Here is a 15,952-nt window from a genome sequence, read left to right as displayed (position 1 = left end):
GACCGAACCGCGCGAAAAATACGAAGGGATAGAAGGCCGCGTCCGACGCCTCAGTTCCCGCTCGAAAGCGCCTGTTCGACGACGTTGGAGTACGACGACGAGCCGATGTTGAAGCTGATCTGGTCGTACACTTCGCCGTCGAACGTGTCCTGGAACACGTTGCTGAACCGGTTGGAGAGCTGCTGTCCGTAGTCGTTGTTCACGTACAGCGTCGCGGCGGTCGAAGCGCCGAGCCGCTCGGAGGCGACCTGCGCCATGACCCGGCCCTGGAGCTGGTCGCTCGGGGCGGTCCGGAAGATGTAGTCGTCGTCCTCGAGGTTCGTCACCGACAGCGCGGTACTGGACGGCGAGCAGCCGACGACCTCGTTCGGGATGAGCGTCTCCGTACTGACCGGGACGTTCACGCCGGAGGAGGCGGTCCCGCACACGGCGGGCACCCCCGAACTGATCAGCGACTCGGCCCCGGTGATCCCCTGGTCCGGGGAGGTGTTCGTGTCCTCGAACTGGGCGTTCACGGTGAGGTCGAGGTCGGACTCGTTGACCTGCTGGGCCGGGATCTCGGCCGCGCGGATCATCGGCTGCCCCGTCGACGCCAGGTCGCCGGTCTCGGGCAGCAGGATTCCGACGCTCACCTCGCGGCCGAACCCGCCGGGTGAGGAGTCCGCGGAGGGGCCGGCCCCTTCGGGGTTCTCGCCCGTGAAGTTCTGCGTCTCCTGGACGTCGACGGAGTCGGCGCCCTGTCCGGCGAACTCCCAGATCTGGTAGGCCGCCGACGCGGGGTCGCCGTTCTGGTCGAAGTTGACCGCGCTCGACGCCCCCTGGTAGTTGATGTTCTCGCCGTTGGCGACCGCCTCGACGGCGTCGATGAACTCTCCCGGCCCGTATTCGGTGCCGTCGGGGTTCGCGATGCGGCGGAGCTGGTCGCGGATCGCGGTCCCGTCGTTTTCGCCCGCGGCGACGTTCGCTAGGATCAGCGCCGCCGCCGAGTCGTACGACTGCGAGGTGAACACGCCCGGCGTCTCGTCGTAGGCGTCCTGGTACAGGGTCTCGAACGCCTCCTGGTTCGGACCGCCCGCCGCCGGCGCGGTCCCGGTGACGTTGTTCATGTCGTTGCCGACCTGTCCGGGCAGCGAGGGGTCCTGGAGCCCGTCGGGGATGAGGATGTCTTCCTCCCCGTCGGACGCGGCGTAGTAGTCGCGGAACAGCTGGATCCCGCTCTCGGGGTAGCCGATGACGACGAGCAGGTCCGGGCTGCCGCCGCCGGACCCGCCGTCGCTCCCGTCGCCGCCGTCCATCCCGTCGTCGCCGTCTCCGCCGTCGTCGCCGTCGCCGCCGTCGCCGCCGTCGCCGCCGTCGCCGCCCGCACAGCCTGCGAGGCCGACCGCGCCAGCGACACCGACAGTCTTCAGCACGTCACGCCGTCTTTTGTGGTATGACATACCCACTCATATAGAGTCCACTTTCATAAGTATATCCCTGTCAGCTGCCGCACACGTCATGACAACTACACACATATAAGGTGTATTACCGGCGGGTGACCAGGAGCGGATCCGGGGGAGAATCGTAACAGCGTATCGATATGTACACGCGCCGGGGGTTACCGACCGGGATGGGCCGGGCGTTGCCGCCCGCGCTGGGTCGTCAGTCGCCGCCCGCGGCCCGCGCGTGGCGCCGGGCGTCCTCGGGGGAGCGTCCCTCCCGGAGCAGCGCCTCGACGAACAGCTCGCCGGCCTTGTACGAGGAGCGGACCATCGGTCCCGACGCGCAGTAGAGGAAGTCGAACTCCTCCTCGGCGACCGCGCGCCACGTCTCGAAGACGTCGGGGTGGACGTAGTCGAACACGTCGAGGTGCGAGCGCGACGGCTGGAGGTACTGCCCGAAGGTGACGACGTCGACGCCGACTTCCCTGAGGTCGCCGAGCGTCCGGTACACCTCGTGGTCGTACTCGCCGACGCCGAGCATGAGGCTCGTCTTCGTGTAGATATCCGACTCGCGGTCGACGCGGTCGAGCACCGCGAGCGACTGCTCGTAGTCGGCGCGGCGGTCGCGCACGGGCCACTGGAGCCGCTCGACCGTCTCGACGTTGTGGGCGATCACGTCCGGTGCCGCATCGATGATCCGGTCGATCGCCTCGGGGTCGCCCTGGAAGTCCGGGATCAGCGTCTCGACGAGGACCTCCGGGTCGCGCCGCTTGATCTCGCGGATCGTCTCGGCGAAGTGCGCGGAGCCGCCGTCCGCGAGGTCGTCGCGGTCGACGGAGGTCAAGACGACGTAGTCGAGCCCGATCTCCGTCACCGCCTCGGCGACGTTCTCGGGCTCGTCGGGATCGAGCGGCTCCATCCCGCCGGTGGCGACATCACAGAAGTTACAGCCGCGCGAGCAGCGGTCGCCCATGAGCATGAACGTCGCGGTGCCGGGGCCGTCCCGACCGGACCAGCACTCGCCCATGTTCGGGCAGTTGGCCTCCTCGCAGACGGTGTGGAGGTCGCGCTCGCGCAGGCGCTCCTTGATCTCCGTGAACCGGGAGCCGGATGGCGGTCGCGACTTCAGCCAGTCCGGCTTCCGACGGCCGCGTTGCATACTCGAACCACGGCGGCCGGGTGCAAAAACGTGAGGATCGCACGGACGGGGAGGGAGACGGAGACGCGAGCGCCGCGGAGGCCGCGGAGGATTGGCCGGGCGAGCGCGTCCCGACTGTCGGCGCCTACCGGAGGTGGGCGGCCTCGACGACGGTCGCGAACTCGCCGTCGAGGTGCGCGAGCGCGACGCGGTGGGACGTGTCTGCGTCGACCGCCTCGCCGTCGTACCCCTCGCGGGCGTGCGCCGCGGTCGCGTCGGCGACGACGGTGACGTCGTAGCCGCGGTTCTCGGCCGCGCGGGTCGTCGTCGAGACGCAGTGGTCGGTGGTGAGCCCGCAGACGACGAGCGACTCGTGGCCCGCCTCGCGGAGCCACGCGTCGAACCCCGAGTCGAGGAAGGCGCCGTTGACGGACTTCTCGAAGGTCGGTTCCCCGTCGGCGGGGGCCGTCTCCGGCTTCCACGCGAAGCCCGGCGCGTCGGGGCGGAGCGGGGAGTCAGGCTCCGTCGAGGCGTGTCGCACGTGTGCGACGGGGCGGTCGGCCTCGCGCCACCGATCGAGGAGGGCGGCCGCGACCGACTCCGCGTCGGGGTTGTTCCGCTCGCCCCACCCCGGCTCGTCGAAGCCGACTTGGAAGTCGATCAGGAGGAGGACGGCGTCGTCGAGGGAGGGGAGATCGGCGCCGTCGGGCGACGCGAGATCGGTGTCGTCCCCGCCTGCCGACCGCGGCGGCTCAGTCATCGCCGAGCCCCGAGGTCACGGCCGGCGACTCGGCGTCCGGCGTCCGCGTCGACGCGAACCGCCGCCACGCGCCCGGCTCCAACAGCGCCGCGGGCGCCTTCGGGTGCTCGCGGCTCGGCGTCAGCGGACAGGCGTCGGGGCTCGCGTCGTCGTCCTCGCGGAACAGGTACTGCGTCCACTCGCGGTCGCCCTCGACCCCCCAGTCCCCGAGGTCGGCGTGGGGGCAGGCGCCGTCGTACTCGCCCATGCGGCCGCGGATCGCCTCGCGGGCGCGCTCGCCGGCCTCGGTGTCGGCCGTGATCCCCTCGAAGACGGCCCGCGGCTGGAAGGTGACCTCCAGCCCGACGGGGGAGTAGCGGCTCTTCCGATCGTCGTAGAACGGCGCCCGGGAGGTGGGGAACAGCGGCTCGCCGCCGAAACAGAACTCCCAGCGCGGGGTGTCGGGGTCGGTCGGGATCTCCTCGGGCCACGGCTCCGGGTCGTGGACGTGGAGGAACTCGAGGACGTGCCAGAGCCGCTCGTGGTAGTGCGCCTCGCCCGGCTCGCCGTCGGGCGGTCGGAAGAAGACCGCGAGCGGCGCGCGGTCGGCGTGGTCCTCGTACGTCTCGAGGTACTCGATCAGGACGTCGCGGAGGCGGAGGAGCGCGGCGGGGTCGGTCGTCGACTCGCAGGCGGCGTACAGCAGGCCCCCCTCCCGCTCGGCCTCGATGCCGAAGTAGCAGGGGAACGGCGAGCCGTCGCGCTCGCCGAGCATCGACTCGCGGAAGGTGCGGTAGTGCTCCCGCAGCCAGCCGGGCGCGTCGTCGAGCCGACCGTGGAGCGTCTCCTGGTCCAACAGCACGCCCTCGGTCCCGGGCTCGTTCATACCCGACGTGGGCGGTAGACGGGCTTTTGACTTTCGGCGGCCCCCTCAGATCCCGAGCCAGTCGTCGTTGCTGACTTCGTGTCCCGCTCGCCGGCACACCTCCCCGCTCCCGACGGCCCCCCGACGGCCGAGGCGGAGTTCCGCGAGGAGCTGCAGACGCTGCTCCGCAGCGCGCACGAGGAGGGCGTCGACGTCGAGGGCGGGTGGGACTGCCGGAACGGGCCCGACCACCCCGACTGGGACGTCCTCGTCTCCGAGGTGCGGAAGTCGGAGGCGTCGGAGTAGCTCAGTCCCCGGCGACCGCGAACCGCGAGGCGTCGCCCTCGGCGGTCGGCGCGGTCAGGAGCGAGACGCCGACGGTGAGGACCGCCGACAGCGCCATCAGCCCGAGCGCGACGTCCCAGCCGCCGGCGACGGTGCGGGGGAGCGTCGGGACGAACGACGCGACCGCCGACAACACCACCGCGAGGTACGCGACTTGCGGGACGAGCACGCCGGCGATCATCCCGGTGCGGGTGGTCCGGTCCCAGTAGAGCGCGCACAGCACCGGGAGCGCGAGCAGCGCGAACCCGGAGAAGGCGGTGCCGCCGACCTCGATCAGGGTGCCGGGTCGGAACAGGCTCGCGACGAACGAGAGCAGCGCGAAGGCCGCGACGCCGATCCGGGCGACCCACGCCTCGCGCCGCTCGGAGGCGTCGGCGTTGATCACGGGCCGGTAGAGGTCGCGGGTGAAGTACGACGACCCCGACAGCAGCATCGAGTCCGAGGAGGACATCATCGCGGCCATCGCCCCGGCGATCACGAGCGCCGCGAACCACGCCGGCGTGTACTCGTTCAACACGACCGGGAGCACGTTCCCGCCCTCGGGCACGTCGACCGGCATCCCGGCGGCCCACGCGCCGAGCATGAACGCGGGGACGAACAGGAGGAGGACCAAGACGGGCCACAGCGCGAACGACCGCTTCAGCGTCTCGCCCGACTTCGCGACGAAGAACCGCTGGTTGATCTGCGGGAACATCGTCACCCCGAACGAGATGGTGATCACCGTGGAGACGATGAACCCGACGGAGTAGGTGCCCCCGCCGAAGCTGCCGAAGTCGGGCCGGGCGTCGAGCATCGCGCCGGTGGCCGCGCCGACGCCGCCGACGGCCGACACCACCCAGACGGCGGCGATCCAGACGACGGAGAGCATGAACAGCCCCTGGATGGTGTCCGTCCACGCGACCCCGCGCATCCCCGCGAGGACGACGTAGAGGATCATGAACGCGGTGATGAGCGCCGCGCCGCCCCAGTAGGGGACGACGCCGTCGGTGAGACCCACCAGGGCCTCGCCGGCGCCCATCTGCTGGAGCATCACGTACGGGAACAGCCAGAGGAGGCTGACGCCGGCGACGAGCGCGCGGAGCCCGGTCGAGCCGAACCGGTCGCCGAGCATCTCGCCCAGCGTCACGTAGCCGTTGCGGTTCCCGATCAGCCACTGCTTGTAGCCGATGGCGTACCACAGCACGGCGAACAGCACGCCGTCCAGCGTCCCCATCACGATCAGCCACTCCGGCCCGGCGGCGAACGCGAGGTTCGGCCCGCCGAAGAAGGTGAACGCCGACAGGAGCGTGGCGAAGGTGGTGAAAAGCAGGACGACCGTCCCGATCGACCGGCTCGCGAGGTAGTAGTCCTCGGCCGTCGTCTCCGAGACGCGGTAGGCGACGAGCCCGACCGCGAGCGCGAGGAAGAGGTAGCCGACGATGATCCCGAGCGAGAGCCCGAGCGTCACGGTCGATCACCCCCCGCGGCGGGACCCGCGTTGCGGTCGTCGTCCGCCTCGGGCCGGAGGCCCATTCCGCGCTCCCACGCGCCGCTCCGGGCGAACCGGGAGAACAGGATCGCGCACAGCACGAGCCACGCGACGTGCCACCAGATCCACACCGGGAGCCCGGCGACGACGCGCTCGACGCCCCACAGCGGCCACGGCACCGCGAAGGCGACGAGCAGAGCGAACGTCGGAATCCACACGAAATCTCTCCGAGGACGTCTCATATCGAACGATAACAACTTTGGGCGCTTAAATCTTGTCGAATAGGTTCAATATGACTCTTTGTAGAATATATCTCTTCAAACGGCAGCGACGGAGGTGAGTGCGATAACTATTTTCGACAACGCGCACAACGGTTCACGGGCGGCGAACGCCGCCCGATCATCACCATTCACCCACTCATGAAAGACACAGAAAAATACCTGATCCACGCCACGATCGCGGCCGACGGCGTCGTCGAGCGGAGCGACGTCGTCGGCGCGGTGTTCGGCCAGACCGAGGGGCTCCTCGGCGACGAGCTGGATCTCCGCGACCTGCAGGAGTCGTCGCGCGTCGGGCGGATCGACGTCTCCGTGCAGTCGGAGAACGGCCAGTCGTTCGGCGAGGTCACCGTCGCGTCGAGCCTCGACAAGGTCGAGACCGCGATCCTCGCGGCCGCGCTGGAGACGATCGACCGCATCGGTCCCTGCCAGGCCTCCGTGGAGGTGACGAGCATCGAGGACGTGCGGGCGGCGAAGCGCCGCGAGGTCGTCGAGCGCGCCAAGGAGCTCATCGCCGGCGGCTTCGAGGAGACGAGCCTCAGAAGCGACGACATCCTCGAGGAGGTCCGCGAGGCCGCCCGCGTCGAGGGCATCGTCGACTACGAGGGGCTCCCGGCCGGCCCCCGCGTCGGCGACTCCGACGCCGTCATCGTCGTCGAGGGGCGCGCGGACGTGCTCACGCTGCTCGAGTGCGGGATCAAGAACGCGGTCGCCGTCGAGGGGACGAACGTCCCCGACGCGGTGGCCGAGCTCACCGCCGACCGGACCGTGACCGCCTTCCTCGACGGCGACCGCGGCGGCGAGCTCATCCTCCGCGAGCTCGCGCAGGTGGGCGACGTCGACTACGTCGCGTTCGCGCCGCCCGGCGAGTCGGTCGAGGACCTCGACCGCAACGACGTCTTCGAGGCGCTCCGCGGGAAGGTGCCGTACAGCAGCCTCTCAGACGAGCCGAACCTCCGCGAGGCGGCCGCCGACGACGACGGCGCGAGGACCGCGGGAGACGCCGCGGCGACCGGAGACGCCGCGGATGCCGGGAGCGAAGACGGTCGGCGAACCGATGCGGGCGGATCCGACGCCGACGAGTCCGGTCCCGGCGGCTCCGACGCCGGCGACGCCGCGTCCGAAACGCCCGACCTCGACGGCCCGGGGTCGGACGAGGTCGTCGCGGAGGCGGCCCGCGGCGCGGCGGAAGGCGGGCTCGTGGAGGCGGTCGAGGAGGCGCCCGCGCCCGCGGCGGCGGAGGATGACGAGGGCACCGGGGGCGCCGAGGCGGTCGAGGTCGACGTCGTCGACCCCGAGGCCGACCCGACCGCTCCGGAGACGACCGACGGGGATTCGGCGGCGATCGACGAGGGGTCGGCGGAAGCGACCGACGAGGGGTCGGCGGAAGCGACCGACGAGGAATCGGCCGGCCCGACCGGCGAGGAATCGGCCGATTCGCCCGAGGACGCCCCGGTCGACGACGCCCCCGACGACGACGAGCCGCGGTCCATCGAGGAGCACGTCCAGGAGGTCGTCGACGCCGAGAGCGGCTTGGCCCGGCTGCTCGGCGACGACCGCGGCGTCCTCGCGGAGGTCGACGCCGCCGACGCGTTCGACGCGGTCGAGGCGGCCGACACCGCCCCCCACACCGTCGTCGTCGACGGGCGGATCGACCAGCGGCTGCTCGACGTGGCGGCCCAGCGCGGCGTCAGCGAGCTGCTCGGCCGCGACGTCGGCGAGTTCGTGAAACGGCCCGTCGGGACCCGCGTGCTCACGGTCGGCGACCTCCGCGCGGGGAGCTGAACCGCCCGCCCGCGACTCCCGTCAGACCAGCCCGACGGCGCCCAACAGCGCGAATAACACGTCGCCGACCGTCAGCGAGACGATCAGTCCGATCGCCATCGGGACGACGAATGGCATCCCCGGTGACACCAGCACGCGGTCGTTTCGGGCGACGACCGCCAGCCCGCCGCGGAGCGTCTCGGCATCGGTGCCGTACGCGCCGTGGTCGATCTCCGCGAGGAACCGCTCGGCGGCCCACGGGTCGTCGAAATCGGTCGATCCGGCCTCTCGCGACGACCCGTCTCTGGCCTCCGAGTCGACCGCCGTCCCCCCGTCGGTCCGGGGACCGACGTGGGTCCCGCCGTCTGTCGGGTCGAACGTCTCGGCGACGCTCTCCGGGTCGCGGAGGCGGTCGGAGTCGGCGCGCAGGTCGGCGAGCGTCAGCCCCCGCCACCGGAGGTACATCCGGAGCGCGTCCAGGTCGAGTCCGCTCCGGGTCTCGCCCGCGTCGTCCTCGAACAGCCGCCCGTGGCGGTCCGGCAGCGACTCGGTCGCCACCGGTCGGGCGAGAAACGAGTTCGCCGAGAGCCGGCCGCGGCTGAGGTTGAGGCCGGCGAGCCCCAAGGGGTACGCGAGGCCGAGGAGAACGGTGTTCGTGAGGACCGTGAGCGAGAACACGCCGATCTGCGTCTCGACGATCGGGAGTTCCGCACCGGCGACGGCGTACTCCGGGAACGTCGGGAAGAGGAGCGCGAGCGCGATCAGCGCCTTCGCGTCCGCCCCGCCGAACGCGCCGAGGTACCAGAAGGCGTAGCCGAGCGGGGCGACGAACAGGACGCTAATCGCGGCCCGCACAGCGAATCGCGTCCCCTCGAACCCCGCGAGCGGCCACAGCGCCGCCGCCTCCCAGACCAGCAACACCGCCCCGAACGCGTACAGCGGCGGCCAGATCCGGTTCGGGAGGCGTCGGGTCCGGACGTCCCGCAGCGCCGCCCACGCGAAGACGGGAACGGCGAGCAGGCGGAGGAGGTCCGGCAGCGTCGCGAACATGTCCCCACGGCCGCCGCGAGCGCAATTAGGCGTTCGGGTTCGGCTATCGCGATCGATAGCGCGGGCCGCCGGCGTGCCCACTCGCGTTCGAGCGTCGGGGCGAGCGCCCTCGTCGGGGCCCACGCGGGCGCGATTCCGGCGTTCGCAGCGGATCCCGGGCGACGCGCGTCCGGTCTACCGGGCCGAAGGGAGGTGACCGCCGCGGTCAGTCGTCCGGACGCTCTGCGCGCCTGTCGAACACGTCGAGGACCGGTTCGGGGTCGGCCAGCCCCGGGATCCGGTACTCGTCGTCGCGGAGTTCGACCACGACGGTCTCGGTCCCGAGCCGCCGATCGAGCCGCTTCCGTTCCACGCGCAGGCCGGTCTCGTCCCACGGCTCGACGCGCCACAGCGCGGCGTCGAACAGCCGGTCGTAGGCGACGAGCGCGTCGTCGCCGACGCGGTACTCGACGACTCCGTACCGGAGCCAGTAGTCGACGCCGAGGAGCAGCGCGGGGAGCGCGACGCTGGCCGCGAACAGGAGCGCGACGACGGACCACAGCCGGCCGAGCGCGAGCAGGAGGCCCCCGAACAGACACAGCGCGCCGAGGTACGCGACCCCCGGGTGCCGCGGAGCGGTCGCGAGCCAGCCGAGCAGCCGGCTGCGGCGGGTCGGACGCACCCGCCGCGGCGCGTCGGAGAGCGGATCCGCGACCGGGTCGTCGGTCGGCGGATCGTACGCCCACCCGATCTCCAGCGCCGACGACTCGTCGAGGGCGGCGAGTCGGTCGCGGTAGAGCCCCGTGAGATCGAAGACGGCCTTGAGGCCGACGACCGCGACGAGCAGCGGGAGGCCGACCGCGCCGGGATCGATCGCCGACAGCGCGGCGTCGGTCTCGAGCGTCGCCGCGCCGATCAGCGTGACGGCGAACACCCCCCCGACCGCCACCGCACCCGCCCTGAAGAAGACGCCGCGGACCGCGGTCTGCGCGCTGTGTTCGCGGTACGTCCCGTTGTAAATGTAGTCGACGAACGTCGTCGCGCCCTCGGTCGCGAAGAGCGCGAGCACGGCGAGCGTCACCGAGTCGAGCGCCTCGGGGGCGAGTCCGCCGTCGACGGCGACGCCGACGGTGACGGCCCCGGCGACGAGCCACACGCCCGCGAGGACCGGAACGACGACGGGGAGGACGAGGAGCGTCGAGAGCCGGATCCGAAGCGCGGTTCCCGGGACGGGGATCGCGGCGCGTCTCGCCGCGAGCGGGCCGACGATCAGCCCGTCGCGGTCGACCTCCGAGGGTCGTCCGGCGAACAGGGCACGGACGATCGCCCAGAGGGACGCGATCCCGAGCTCGAACCAGTAGAGGACCACCAGCGCGCCCACGTTCCAGCCGAGCGCGACGACGCCGACGAGCGGGACGAGGTTCGAGACGAGGAGCGCGAGCGCGCGAGGCCGACGACCGCGAGCGAGGGCTCGCAGGGGACCGGAGCGGACGACGGAGGGCACGTGTCGGTGGATCAGGCTCCGTGTTTATAAGAGGTCGGCGTCGGTCACGGCGCCGGACCGGCGTCGCGGTGGAGGTAGAGGTACGCGAGCACCGGGACGATGGTGAACGCGAGGGTCGCAACCGCCCAGAGGGGCGCATAGCGGCTCCCGCGCGCCCTCGCGTCGCGGTAGATCCACGCCGCTGCGGCGACGACGATCCCGTAGACGACGAGCGTGAGCGGGAGCGACCACGGCAGGGCGACCCCGGAGAGGAGCGTCATGATCTGCGGTTCGGGGGGCGACGCTTATAAGTCGCCCGTGAGGTCGGCGCGCATGACGAAGTCGGGCTCGGCGGCGACTGGCACCCGGTTCGCGCCGGTGTCGCTCACGTGCTCGACGGTCTCCGGGATCAGGACGCGAGTGGCGTCGGCGCCGACGGCGGCCGCGTCCGCGGCGATCTCGGTATAAAGGACGCCGGCCGCGTCGACGTCGCGCCACGCGGCGGCGCCGTACTCGGCGACCCGCTCGGGACCGCCGCCGCACTCCTCGTCGCTCGGGCGCTCCGAGACCCGGGTACGGACCGCGAACCCGGCGAGCGCGTCCGCGTCACCGACGGCCAGCAGTCGCCCCTCGTCGGCCGCGTCGCGGAGCCGCTCGCGGGTGAGCGCGGCGCAGGCCCACGACTCCTCGTCGTCGAGCGCGAGCCCGCCGAGGTGGTCGCGGGCGTCGCTGTCGGCCCAGAACGCCCACGCGGCGTTCGGGTCCGGATCGTCGATCCCGCGGAGTCCGTCGGCTTCGGCGTCGGCGGCCTCCGCGGGGTCGTTCGCGACGTCGACGTCGGCCTCCGCGGCCGGCTCCGGCTCCGCGAACCGAAACTCCGTCGCCGGCTCGAAGCCGACCGCGCGCGACTGGCCGAGCCCCGCGACGTTCCACGAGAACACCATGTTCCGGCAGACGGTCGCGCCGCGGTCGCGCGCCCAATCGAGCGCGGCGGTCGAGAGCGCGGTCCCGACGCCGAAGCCGCGGGCGGCCGGATCGACGCGGATCCCCTGTCCCCACGCCTCCCACTCGGAGAGCAGGACGCCCTGGATACAGCCGACGACGGCCTCCGGCTCGCCAGGGGCGGCCGCGCCCGTCCCGTCGCCCTCGACGAGGGTGTCTCCCTCGGTTCGGTCGTCGCGCTCCGCGACCGCCTCGCTCCCCTCGACCGCCCCGGGCGGTAGCGTCGCCACGAAGGTGCCGCGGTCGGGATCCTCCGACGCGGCCCACCGCGGGAAGACGCTCGGGATGTAGTCCTCTTGGCGCTCGCCCCACGTGTCCCGCGTGAACGCAGCGACCGCGTCGGCGTCGGCGGGGCGGGCCTCGCGGACGACGGGGGGCGGCTCGGCGGCGTCTCGGTCGGCCGATCCCCCGTTCGCCGCGTCCGTCATCGCCAGGGCTGCGACTCCTCGGTGAGCTCGCCGGCGAGGTCGCGTCCCATCGCCTCGGCGGGGTCGGACAGGTTCGCCAGCGCCCACATCAGCTTCACCTTCGCGGTGCCGGGGAGGGTGTCGCCCGCCTCGACGACGCCGGCGTCGAGCAGGTCGCGGCCGGTGTCGTACACGCGGTCGCAGACGCGGCCGGAGAGGCACTGGCTCGTCATCGCGACGACGGTGCCGTCGTCGACCAGCTCCTCGATCCGCGGGATGAGGTCGGTGTGGACGTGGCCGAGGCCGGTCCCCTCGATCACGACGCCGTCCTTGCCGTCGAGGTAGTCCCAGGCGGCCGGGTCCATGCCGGGCGTGAACTTCGCGAGCTCCACGTCGCCGTCGAGGTCGGGCGCGAGGCCGGCCGCCGCGTCTCCGTCACCCTCGCCCGCCTCGCTTCCCCGCGGGAGCGGCTCGCGGTTCCATTCGATCGCCGCGTCGGCCGCGTCGCCCTCCGCGCCCGCCTCGGCCGCGGCCTCGTAGTCGATGACGCCGAGCGGCCGGGCGCCGACCGTCTCGAAGGCGTCGCGGCGGGAGGTGTGGTTCTTCCGGACGCGGGTGCCCCGGTGGAGCGCGCAGGCGTCGTCCGAGGGGCTCGCGTGCATGCAGACGAGCGTCTCGGCGTGGTCGGCCTTCGCGGCCTCGACCGCGCACACCGCGTTCATCACGTTGTCGGAGGAGGGGCGGTCGGCGGAGCGCTGGCTCCCGGTGAAGACGACCGGGACGGGCGAGTCGAGCATGAAGGAGAGCGCCGACGCGGAGTACTGCATCGTGTCGGTGCCGTGCATCACGACGACGCCGTCGGCGCCGGCCTCGATCTCCTCGGCGACGGCCTCGGCGAGCTCCCGCCAGATGGCCGGCTCCATGTTCTCCGAGAGGATGTTGGCGACGACGCGGCCGCGGTAGTTCGCGCGGCCGGCCAGGTCGGGGACCGCCCGGAGCACGTCCTCGGCGTCGAACTGGGCGGTGACCGCGCCGGTCCGGTAGTCGACCGTGGAGGCGATCGTCCCGCCGGTCGAGATGAGCGACACCGTCGGCAGGTCGTCGTCGAAGGTGATCTCGGAGGCCTCGCCGCCGCCCGCGTCGGCCCCCTCGTCGACGTCGCGGGCGCCGGATTCGAGCACCTCCACGTCGGCCGCGTCGCGGTCGACGCCGACGTTGTACCCCCCGTCGAGCTTGACGACGAGGTGGTCGCGAGTCGTCGAGGGGAGCAGTACGCCCTCATTCGTGACGTCCCCGCGCTCGACGCGGACGCGATCTCCCGGTTGCATACCACCCGCTTCCCCTGCGGCGGACTTGAATCCAACCGTTCGGCGGCGCCGTCTCGGGTCGGCGCGCGTCTCGGTCGGTACGCCTTTTATCGGTCGCACGAACCGTGAGCGCATGGACCGCGAGGAGTTCGCCGCGAGCATCGACCACACCGTGCTCGGCCCGGAGACGACGTGGGACGACGTCGAGACCGTCCTCGACGAGGCGGCCGACCACGGGATGAACGCCTGTATTCCGCCCTGTTACGTCGCCGAGGCGGCCGACTACGAGAACGCGCCGTCGACGATCGCGACCGTGGTGGGGTTCCCCCACGGCCAGCACGCGCCCGAGGCGAAGCGGGACGAGGCGGTCGGCGCGTGGGAGGACGGCGCCGACGAGATCGACCTCGTGATCAACGTCGGCCGCCTGAAGGCCGGCGAGGGCGACGTCGTGACCGCCGAGATATCGGACGTGGTCGCCGCGGTACCGGTCCCGGTGAAGGCCATCATCGAGACCGCGCTCCTGACCGACGACGAGAAGCGCCGCGCCTGCCAGGCCGCCGTCGACGCCGACGCCGACATGGTGAAGACCTCCACGGGCTTCGCTGACGGCGGCGCCACCGTCCCGGACGTGGCGCTGATGAGCGACTACCTCCCGGTGAAGGCCTCCGGCGGCGTCGGGTCGTACGAGGAGGCGACGGCGATGTTCGAGGCGGGCGCGGAGCGGATCGGCGCCTCCTCCGGCGTCGCGCTCGTCGAGGGATACCCCGAGTGACGGAAGTGGCGTGTGAGCGGAGCGGGCCCCGCGCCGTCCGTCTCCCGTTCCCTCGCCGTGAGAATGCGGTTGTGTGAATTTATAAACGGAACCCCAACACGGGGGTATGAGTCACTCCCGCGGATCACCCCGTCTGGACCTCGACACGGCCTTCAAGGCGTTCGGTGCCGTCGGAATCGCCATCTCGCTCGCCCTGATCCTCGGCGTGTTCGTCCTGACCGACCCGTTCGGCGACTACGTCCGCGTCTCGCCGGCGGCGTACGGGAGCCTGCTGTCGGTCGGACTGCTCGCCGCCGTCGGCTACGCGGCGTACGCGCTGCGCCGCCGCTGAGCGGTCGGCGGGCGGCCCGACCGAGAGGGAGCGCTGTCGGAGCGGGTCAGCTCGACTCCGGTGCGGACTCGGTCCGGTCGTACTTCGCCTCGAACTCGCGGATGAGCCGTCGCATCTTCGCGTACCAGTCGTTGAGCGTCCGCTGCATCTCGTCGGCGACCTGCTCCGGGTCGGTCGGCGAGTAGACGTGGTAGTAGCCGCCCTGGTCGTAGTTCACCTGCTCTTTGACGATGCAGCCGCTCTGGAGCAGCCGCTGGACCGACCGGTACGCGGTCGAGCGCTCGCGGTCGACGGCCTCGGCGAGCGCGTCGACGGTCATGGGCTCGTCGCTCTCGACCAGCGTCGTGAAACACCGCCGGTCGAGCGGCTTGAGTCCGTGAAAGCACTCCAGGAGATTCTCGCACTCCATGTCGCTCTGGAGCTGCTGGGATAACGAATCTGGCATGGGTTTGCCGGTTATACGTCGCGTGTGAACAAAACAGTTGTGCGTAAAAACTACAATATTGTGGCGACACCGAGCTCGGACGGGGCCGCCGAGCCGCCCGCGGCGCGCGACGGGCCTACGCCGACCGCGGCGGCGGCACGAGGAAGACGTTCCCCGTCGCCCGGGCGACCACCTCTTCGGAGACGCTCCCGAGGAGGAGCCGCCGCAGCCGGCTGCGACCGCGCGACCCGAGCAGCAGCGTGCTCGGGTCGTGCTCCGCCTCGGCGGCGAGTATCTCGTCGGCGGGATCGCCGCGGCGGACCTCGGTGCGGGCGTCGAGCTCCAGCTCGTCGAGCCGATCGACGAGTTCGTCGAGCCGCTCTTCGGGGTCGGCGTCGCCGCCGGTCTCGTCTTTCGGCGATTCGACGTGCACCAGCGTGACCTCCTCCGTCGCGTGCCGGAGGTACTCGAACGCCCGGAACGCGCGCTCGGCGTTCTCGGAGAAGTCCGTCGCGAACAGCGTCCGTTTGAACAGGTGCCGGCGGATCGGGTCGGGCTCGTCGACGCCGCGCTCGATGCGGTCGACGAGGAGCGGCGCGACCGTCGTGCGGGCGAGGTTGCGCGCGGTCGACCCGATCACGCGGTTCTCGAGCGGGCTCTTCCCGCGCGAGCCGACCAGCACCAGATCGGCGTTGACGGAGCCGGCGATCCCGTTTATCCGGCGGTGCGGCGTCCCGCGGACGACGTGCGTCTCGACGTCGAACCCGGCGTCTTCGACCGTCGAACGGTAACGGCGAAGCGCCTGCTTCCTGCGCTTCTCGAACCCCATGCCGGGCATCCCGGAGTGGACGTTAGACGGGACGACCGTCACGAGGTGGATCCGCTCGACGCCGATCCGCCCGAGGCAGTTCAGTCCGGTCTCCGACTCGATCATCGACTCGCTCGCCGTCGAGAGGTCGGTCGCGATGACCGCCGACTTCCCGGTCATTACCGCCACCCCGACCGAGCCGGCGCCCGGTGCGCATCGGTATTTCTCATACTGTACAATACCGACGCGCGGTTGATAAAACGCTCGGTCGGCACCACCGGGAGCGAAACGGGAGCGCTCGCGACCTCGGACGGGGGCGATCGACATCGCGCCACGGACAACAGGTTCAATCCGGTGCGCCCGCTACCCCG

At 71.7% G+C, this 15,952-nt stretch carries 17 protein-coding genes; 4 read left to right on the top strand and 13 right to left on the bottom strand.

All coding sequences use genetic code 11. The features are described 5' to 3' along the window. Positions 1-50: 50 nt before the first annotated feature. From Hrr1229_RS11915 to Hrr1229_RS11900, 4 genes are all read right to left on the bottom strand, one after another. Complete coding sequence (locus Hrr1229_RS11915; protein WP_123112690.1) at positions 51-1,439, bottom strand: ABC transporter substrate-binding protein; 1,389 nt, start codon at positions 1,437-1,439, stop codon at positions 51-53. Positions 1,440-1,641: 202 nt separating this feature from the next. Next, positions 1,642-2,580, bottom strand: coding sequence for a lipoyl synthase (lipA, locus tag Hrr1229_RS11910; RefSeq protein ID WP_123112691.1), 939 nt, complete (start codon positions 2,578-2,580; stop codon positions 1,642-1,644). Positions 2,581-2,704: 124 nt separating this feature from the next. Further along, on the bottom strand, positions 2,705-3,319 hold the full coding sequence (locus Hrr1229_RS11905; protein ID WP_123112692.1) for a cysteine hydrolase family protein: 615 nt from the start codon (positions 3,317-3,319) through the stop codon (positions 2,705-2,707). Then, positions 3,312-4,184, bottom strand: a complete 873-nt coding sequence (locus Hrr1229_RS11900; RefSeq protein ID WP_123112693.1) for a YqcI/YcgG family protein — start codon at positions 4,182-4,184, stop codon at positions 3,312-3,314. The genes Hrr1229_RS11905 and Hrr1229_RS11900 overlap by 8 nt, the downstream gene beginning before the upstream one ends. Before the next feature lie 78 nt (positions 4,185-4,262). On the opposite strand from Hrr1229_RS11900, the gene Hrr1229_RS11895 reads away from it, so the two are divergent. Then, complete coding sequence (locus Hrr1229_RS11895) at positions 4,263-4,469, top strand: hypothetical protein (RefSeq protein WP_123112694.1); 207 nt, start codon at positions 4,263-4,265, stop codon at positions 4,467-4,469. Position 4,470: 1 nt separating this feature from the next. Here the strand turns inward: Hrr1229_RS11895 and Hrr1229_RS11890 are convergent, their stop codons facing one another. After that, positions 4,471-5,955 carry a sodium:solute symporter family protein gene (locus Hrr1229_RS11890; protein WP_123112695.1) on the bottom strand — a complete coding sequence of 495 codons (1,485 nt, stop codon included), beginning with the start codon at positions 5,953-5,955 and terminating at the stop codon, positions 4,471-4,473. Beyond that, the gene (locus tag Hrr1229_RS11885; RefSeq protein ID WP_123112696.1) at positions 5,952-6,218 is read right to left on the bottom strand and encodes a DUF3311 domain-containing protein; all 267 of its coding nucleotides are present in this window, start codon (positions 6,216-6,218) and stop codon (positions 5,952-5,954) included. Before Hrr1229_RS11885 ends, Hrr1229_RS11890 begins: the two co-directional genes overlap by 4 nt. 177 nt (positions 6,219-6,395) lie before the next feature. Here Hrr1229_RS11885 and dnaG point away from each other — a divergent pair, with 177 nt between their 5' ends. Next, a complete protein-coding gene (gene dnaG / locus Hrr1229_RS11880) occupies positions 6,396-8,039 on the top strand; it encodes a DNA primase DnaG (RefSeq protein ID WP_123112697.1) in 1,644 nt (547 codons plus the stop codon). 21 nt (positions 8,040-8,060) lie between these two features. On the opposite strand, the gene Hrr1229_RS11875 is transcribed toward dnaG, so the two are convergent. The 5 genes from Hrr1229_RS11875 to gatD all read right to left on the bottom strand — a co-directional run bounded on the left by Hrr1229_RS11875 (position 8,061) and on the right by gatD (position 13,267). Next, complete coding sequence (locus Hrr1229_RS11875; protein ID WP_123112698.1) at positions 8,061-9,068, bottom strand: prepilin peptidase; 1,008 nt, start codon at positions 9,066-9,068, stop codon at positions 8,061-8,063. A gap of 205 nt (positions 9,069-9,273) precedes the next feature. After that, positions 9,274-10,551 carry a DUF6498-containing protein gene (locus Hrr1229_RS11870; RefSeq protein WP_123112699.1) on the bottom strand — a complete coding sequence of 426 codons (1,278 nt, stop codon included), beginning with the start codon at positions 10,549-10,551 and terminating at the stop codon, positions 9,274-9,276. Between the two features lie 44 nt (positions 10,552-10,595). After that, positions 10,596-10,811 (bottom strand): hypothetical protein, encoded by a 216-nt coding sequence (locus tag Hrr1229_RS11865; RefSeq protein ID WP_123112700.1) that lies wholly within the window; start codon positions 10,809-10,811, stop codon positions 10,596-10,598. A 24-nt stretch (positions 10,812-10,835) separates the two neighbouring features. Further along, positions 10,836-11,960: a GNAT family N-acetyltransferase gene (locus Hrr1229_RS11860; protein WP_123112701.1), complete on the bottom strand. Its 1,125-nt coding sequence runs from the start codon at positions 11,958-11,960 to the stop codon at positions 10,836-10,838. Beyond that, positions 11,957-13,267 (bottom strand): Glu-tRNA(Gln) amidotransferase subunit GatD, encoded by a 1,311-nt coding sequence (gatD, locus tag Hrr1229_RS11855; protein WP_123112702.1) that lies wholly within the window; start codon positions 13,265-13,267, stop codon positions 11,957-11,959. Before gatD ends, Hrr1229_RS11860 begins: the two co-directional genes overlap by 4 nt. A gap of 112 nt (positions 13,268-13,379) precedes the next feature. Between gatD and deoC the strand changes: the two genes are divergently transcribed. Together deoC and Hrr1229_RS11845 are read left to right on the top strand one after the other, a co-directional pair. Beyond that, entirely contained in the window at positions 13,380-14,018 is a 639-nt protein-coding gene (gene deoC, locus Hrr1229_RS11850; protein ID WP_123112703.1) for a deoxyribose-phosphate aldolase, read from the top strand. A gap of 106 nt (positions 14,019-14,124) precedes the next feature. Continuing rightward, on the top strand, positions 14,125-14,349 hold the full coding sequence (locus Hrr1229_RS11845; protein ID WP_123112704.1) for a hypothetical protein: 225 nt from the start codon (positions 14,125-14,127) through the stop codon (positions 14,347-14,349). Between the two features lie 46 nt (positions 14,350-14,395). Here the strand turns inward: Hrr1229_RS11845 and Hrr1229_RS11840 are convergent, their stop codons facing one another. Continuing rightward, entirely contained in the window at positions 14,396-14,794 is a 399-nt protein-coding gene (locus tag Hrr1229_RS11840; protein WP_123112705.1) for a helix-turn-helix domain-containing protein, read from the bottom strand. A gap of 115 nt (positions 14,795-14,909) precedes the next feature. Then, the gene (locus Hrr1229_RS11835) at positions 14,910-15,761 is read right to left on the bottom strand and encodes a universal stress protein (RefSeq protein ID WP_123112706.1); all 852 of its coding nucleotides are present in this window, start codon (positions 15,759-15,761) and stop codon (positions 14,910-14,912) included. Positions 15,762-15,952 lie beyond the last annotated feature (191 nt).

The sequence above is a fragment of the Halorubrum sp. CBA1229 genome, assembly GCF_003721435.2.
Taxonomy (GTDB): Archaea; Halobacteriota; Halobacteria; order Halobacteriales; family Haloferacaceae; genus Halorubrum.
This window is presented reverse-complemented; position numbering and strand designations above follow the sequence as displayed.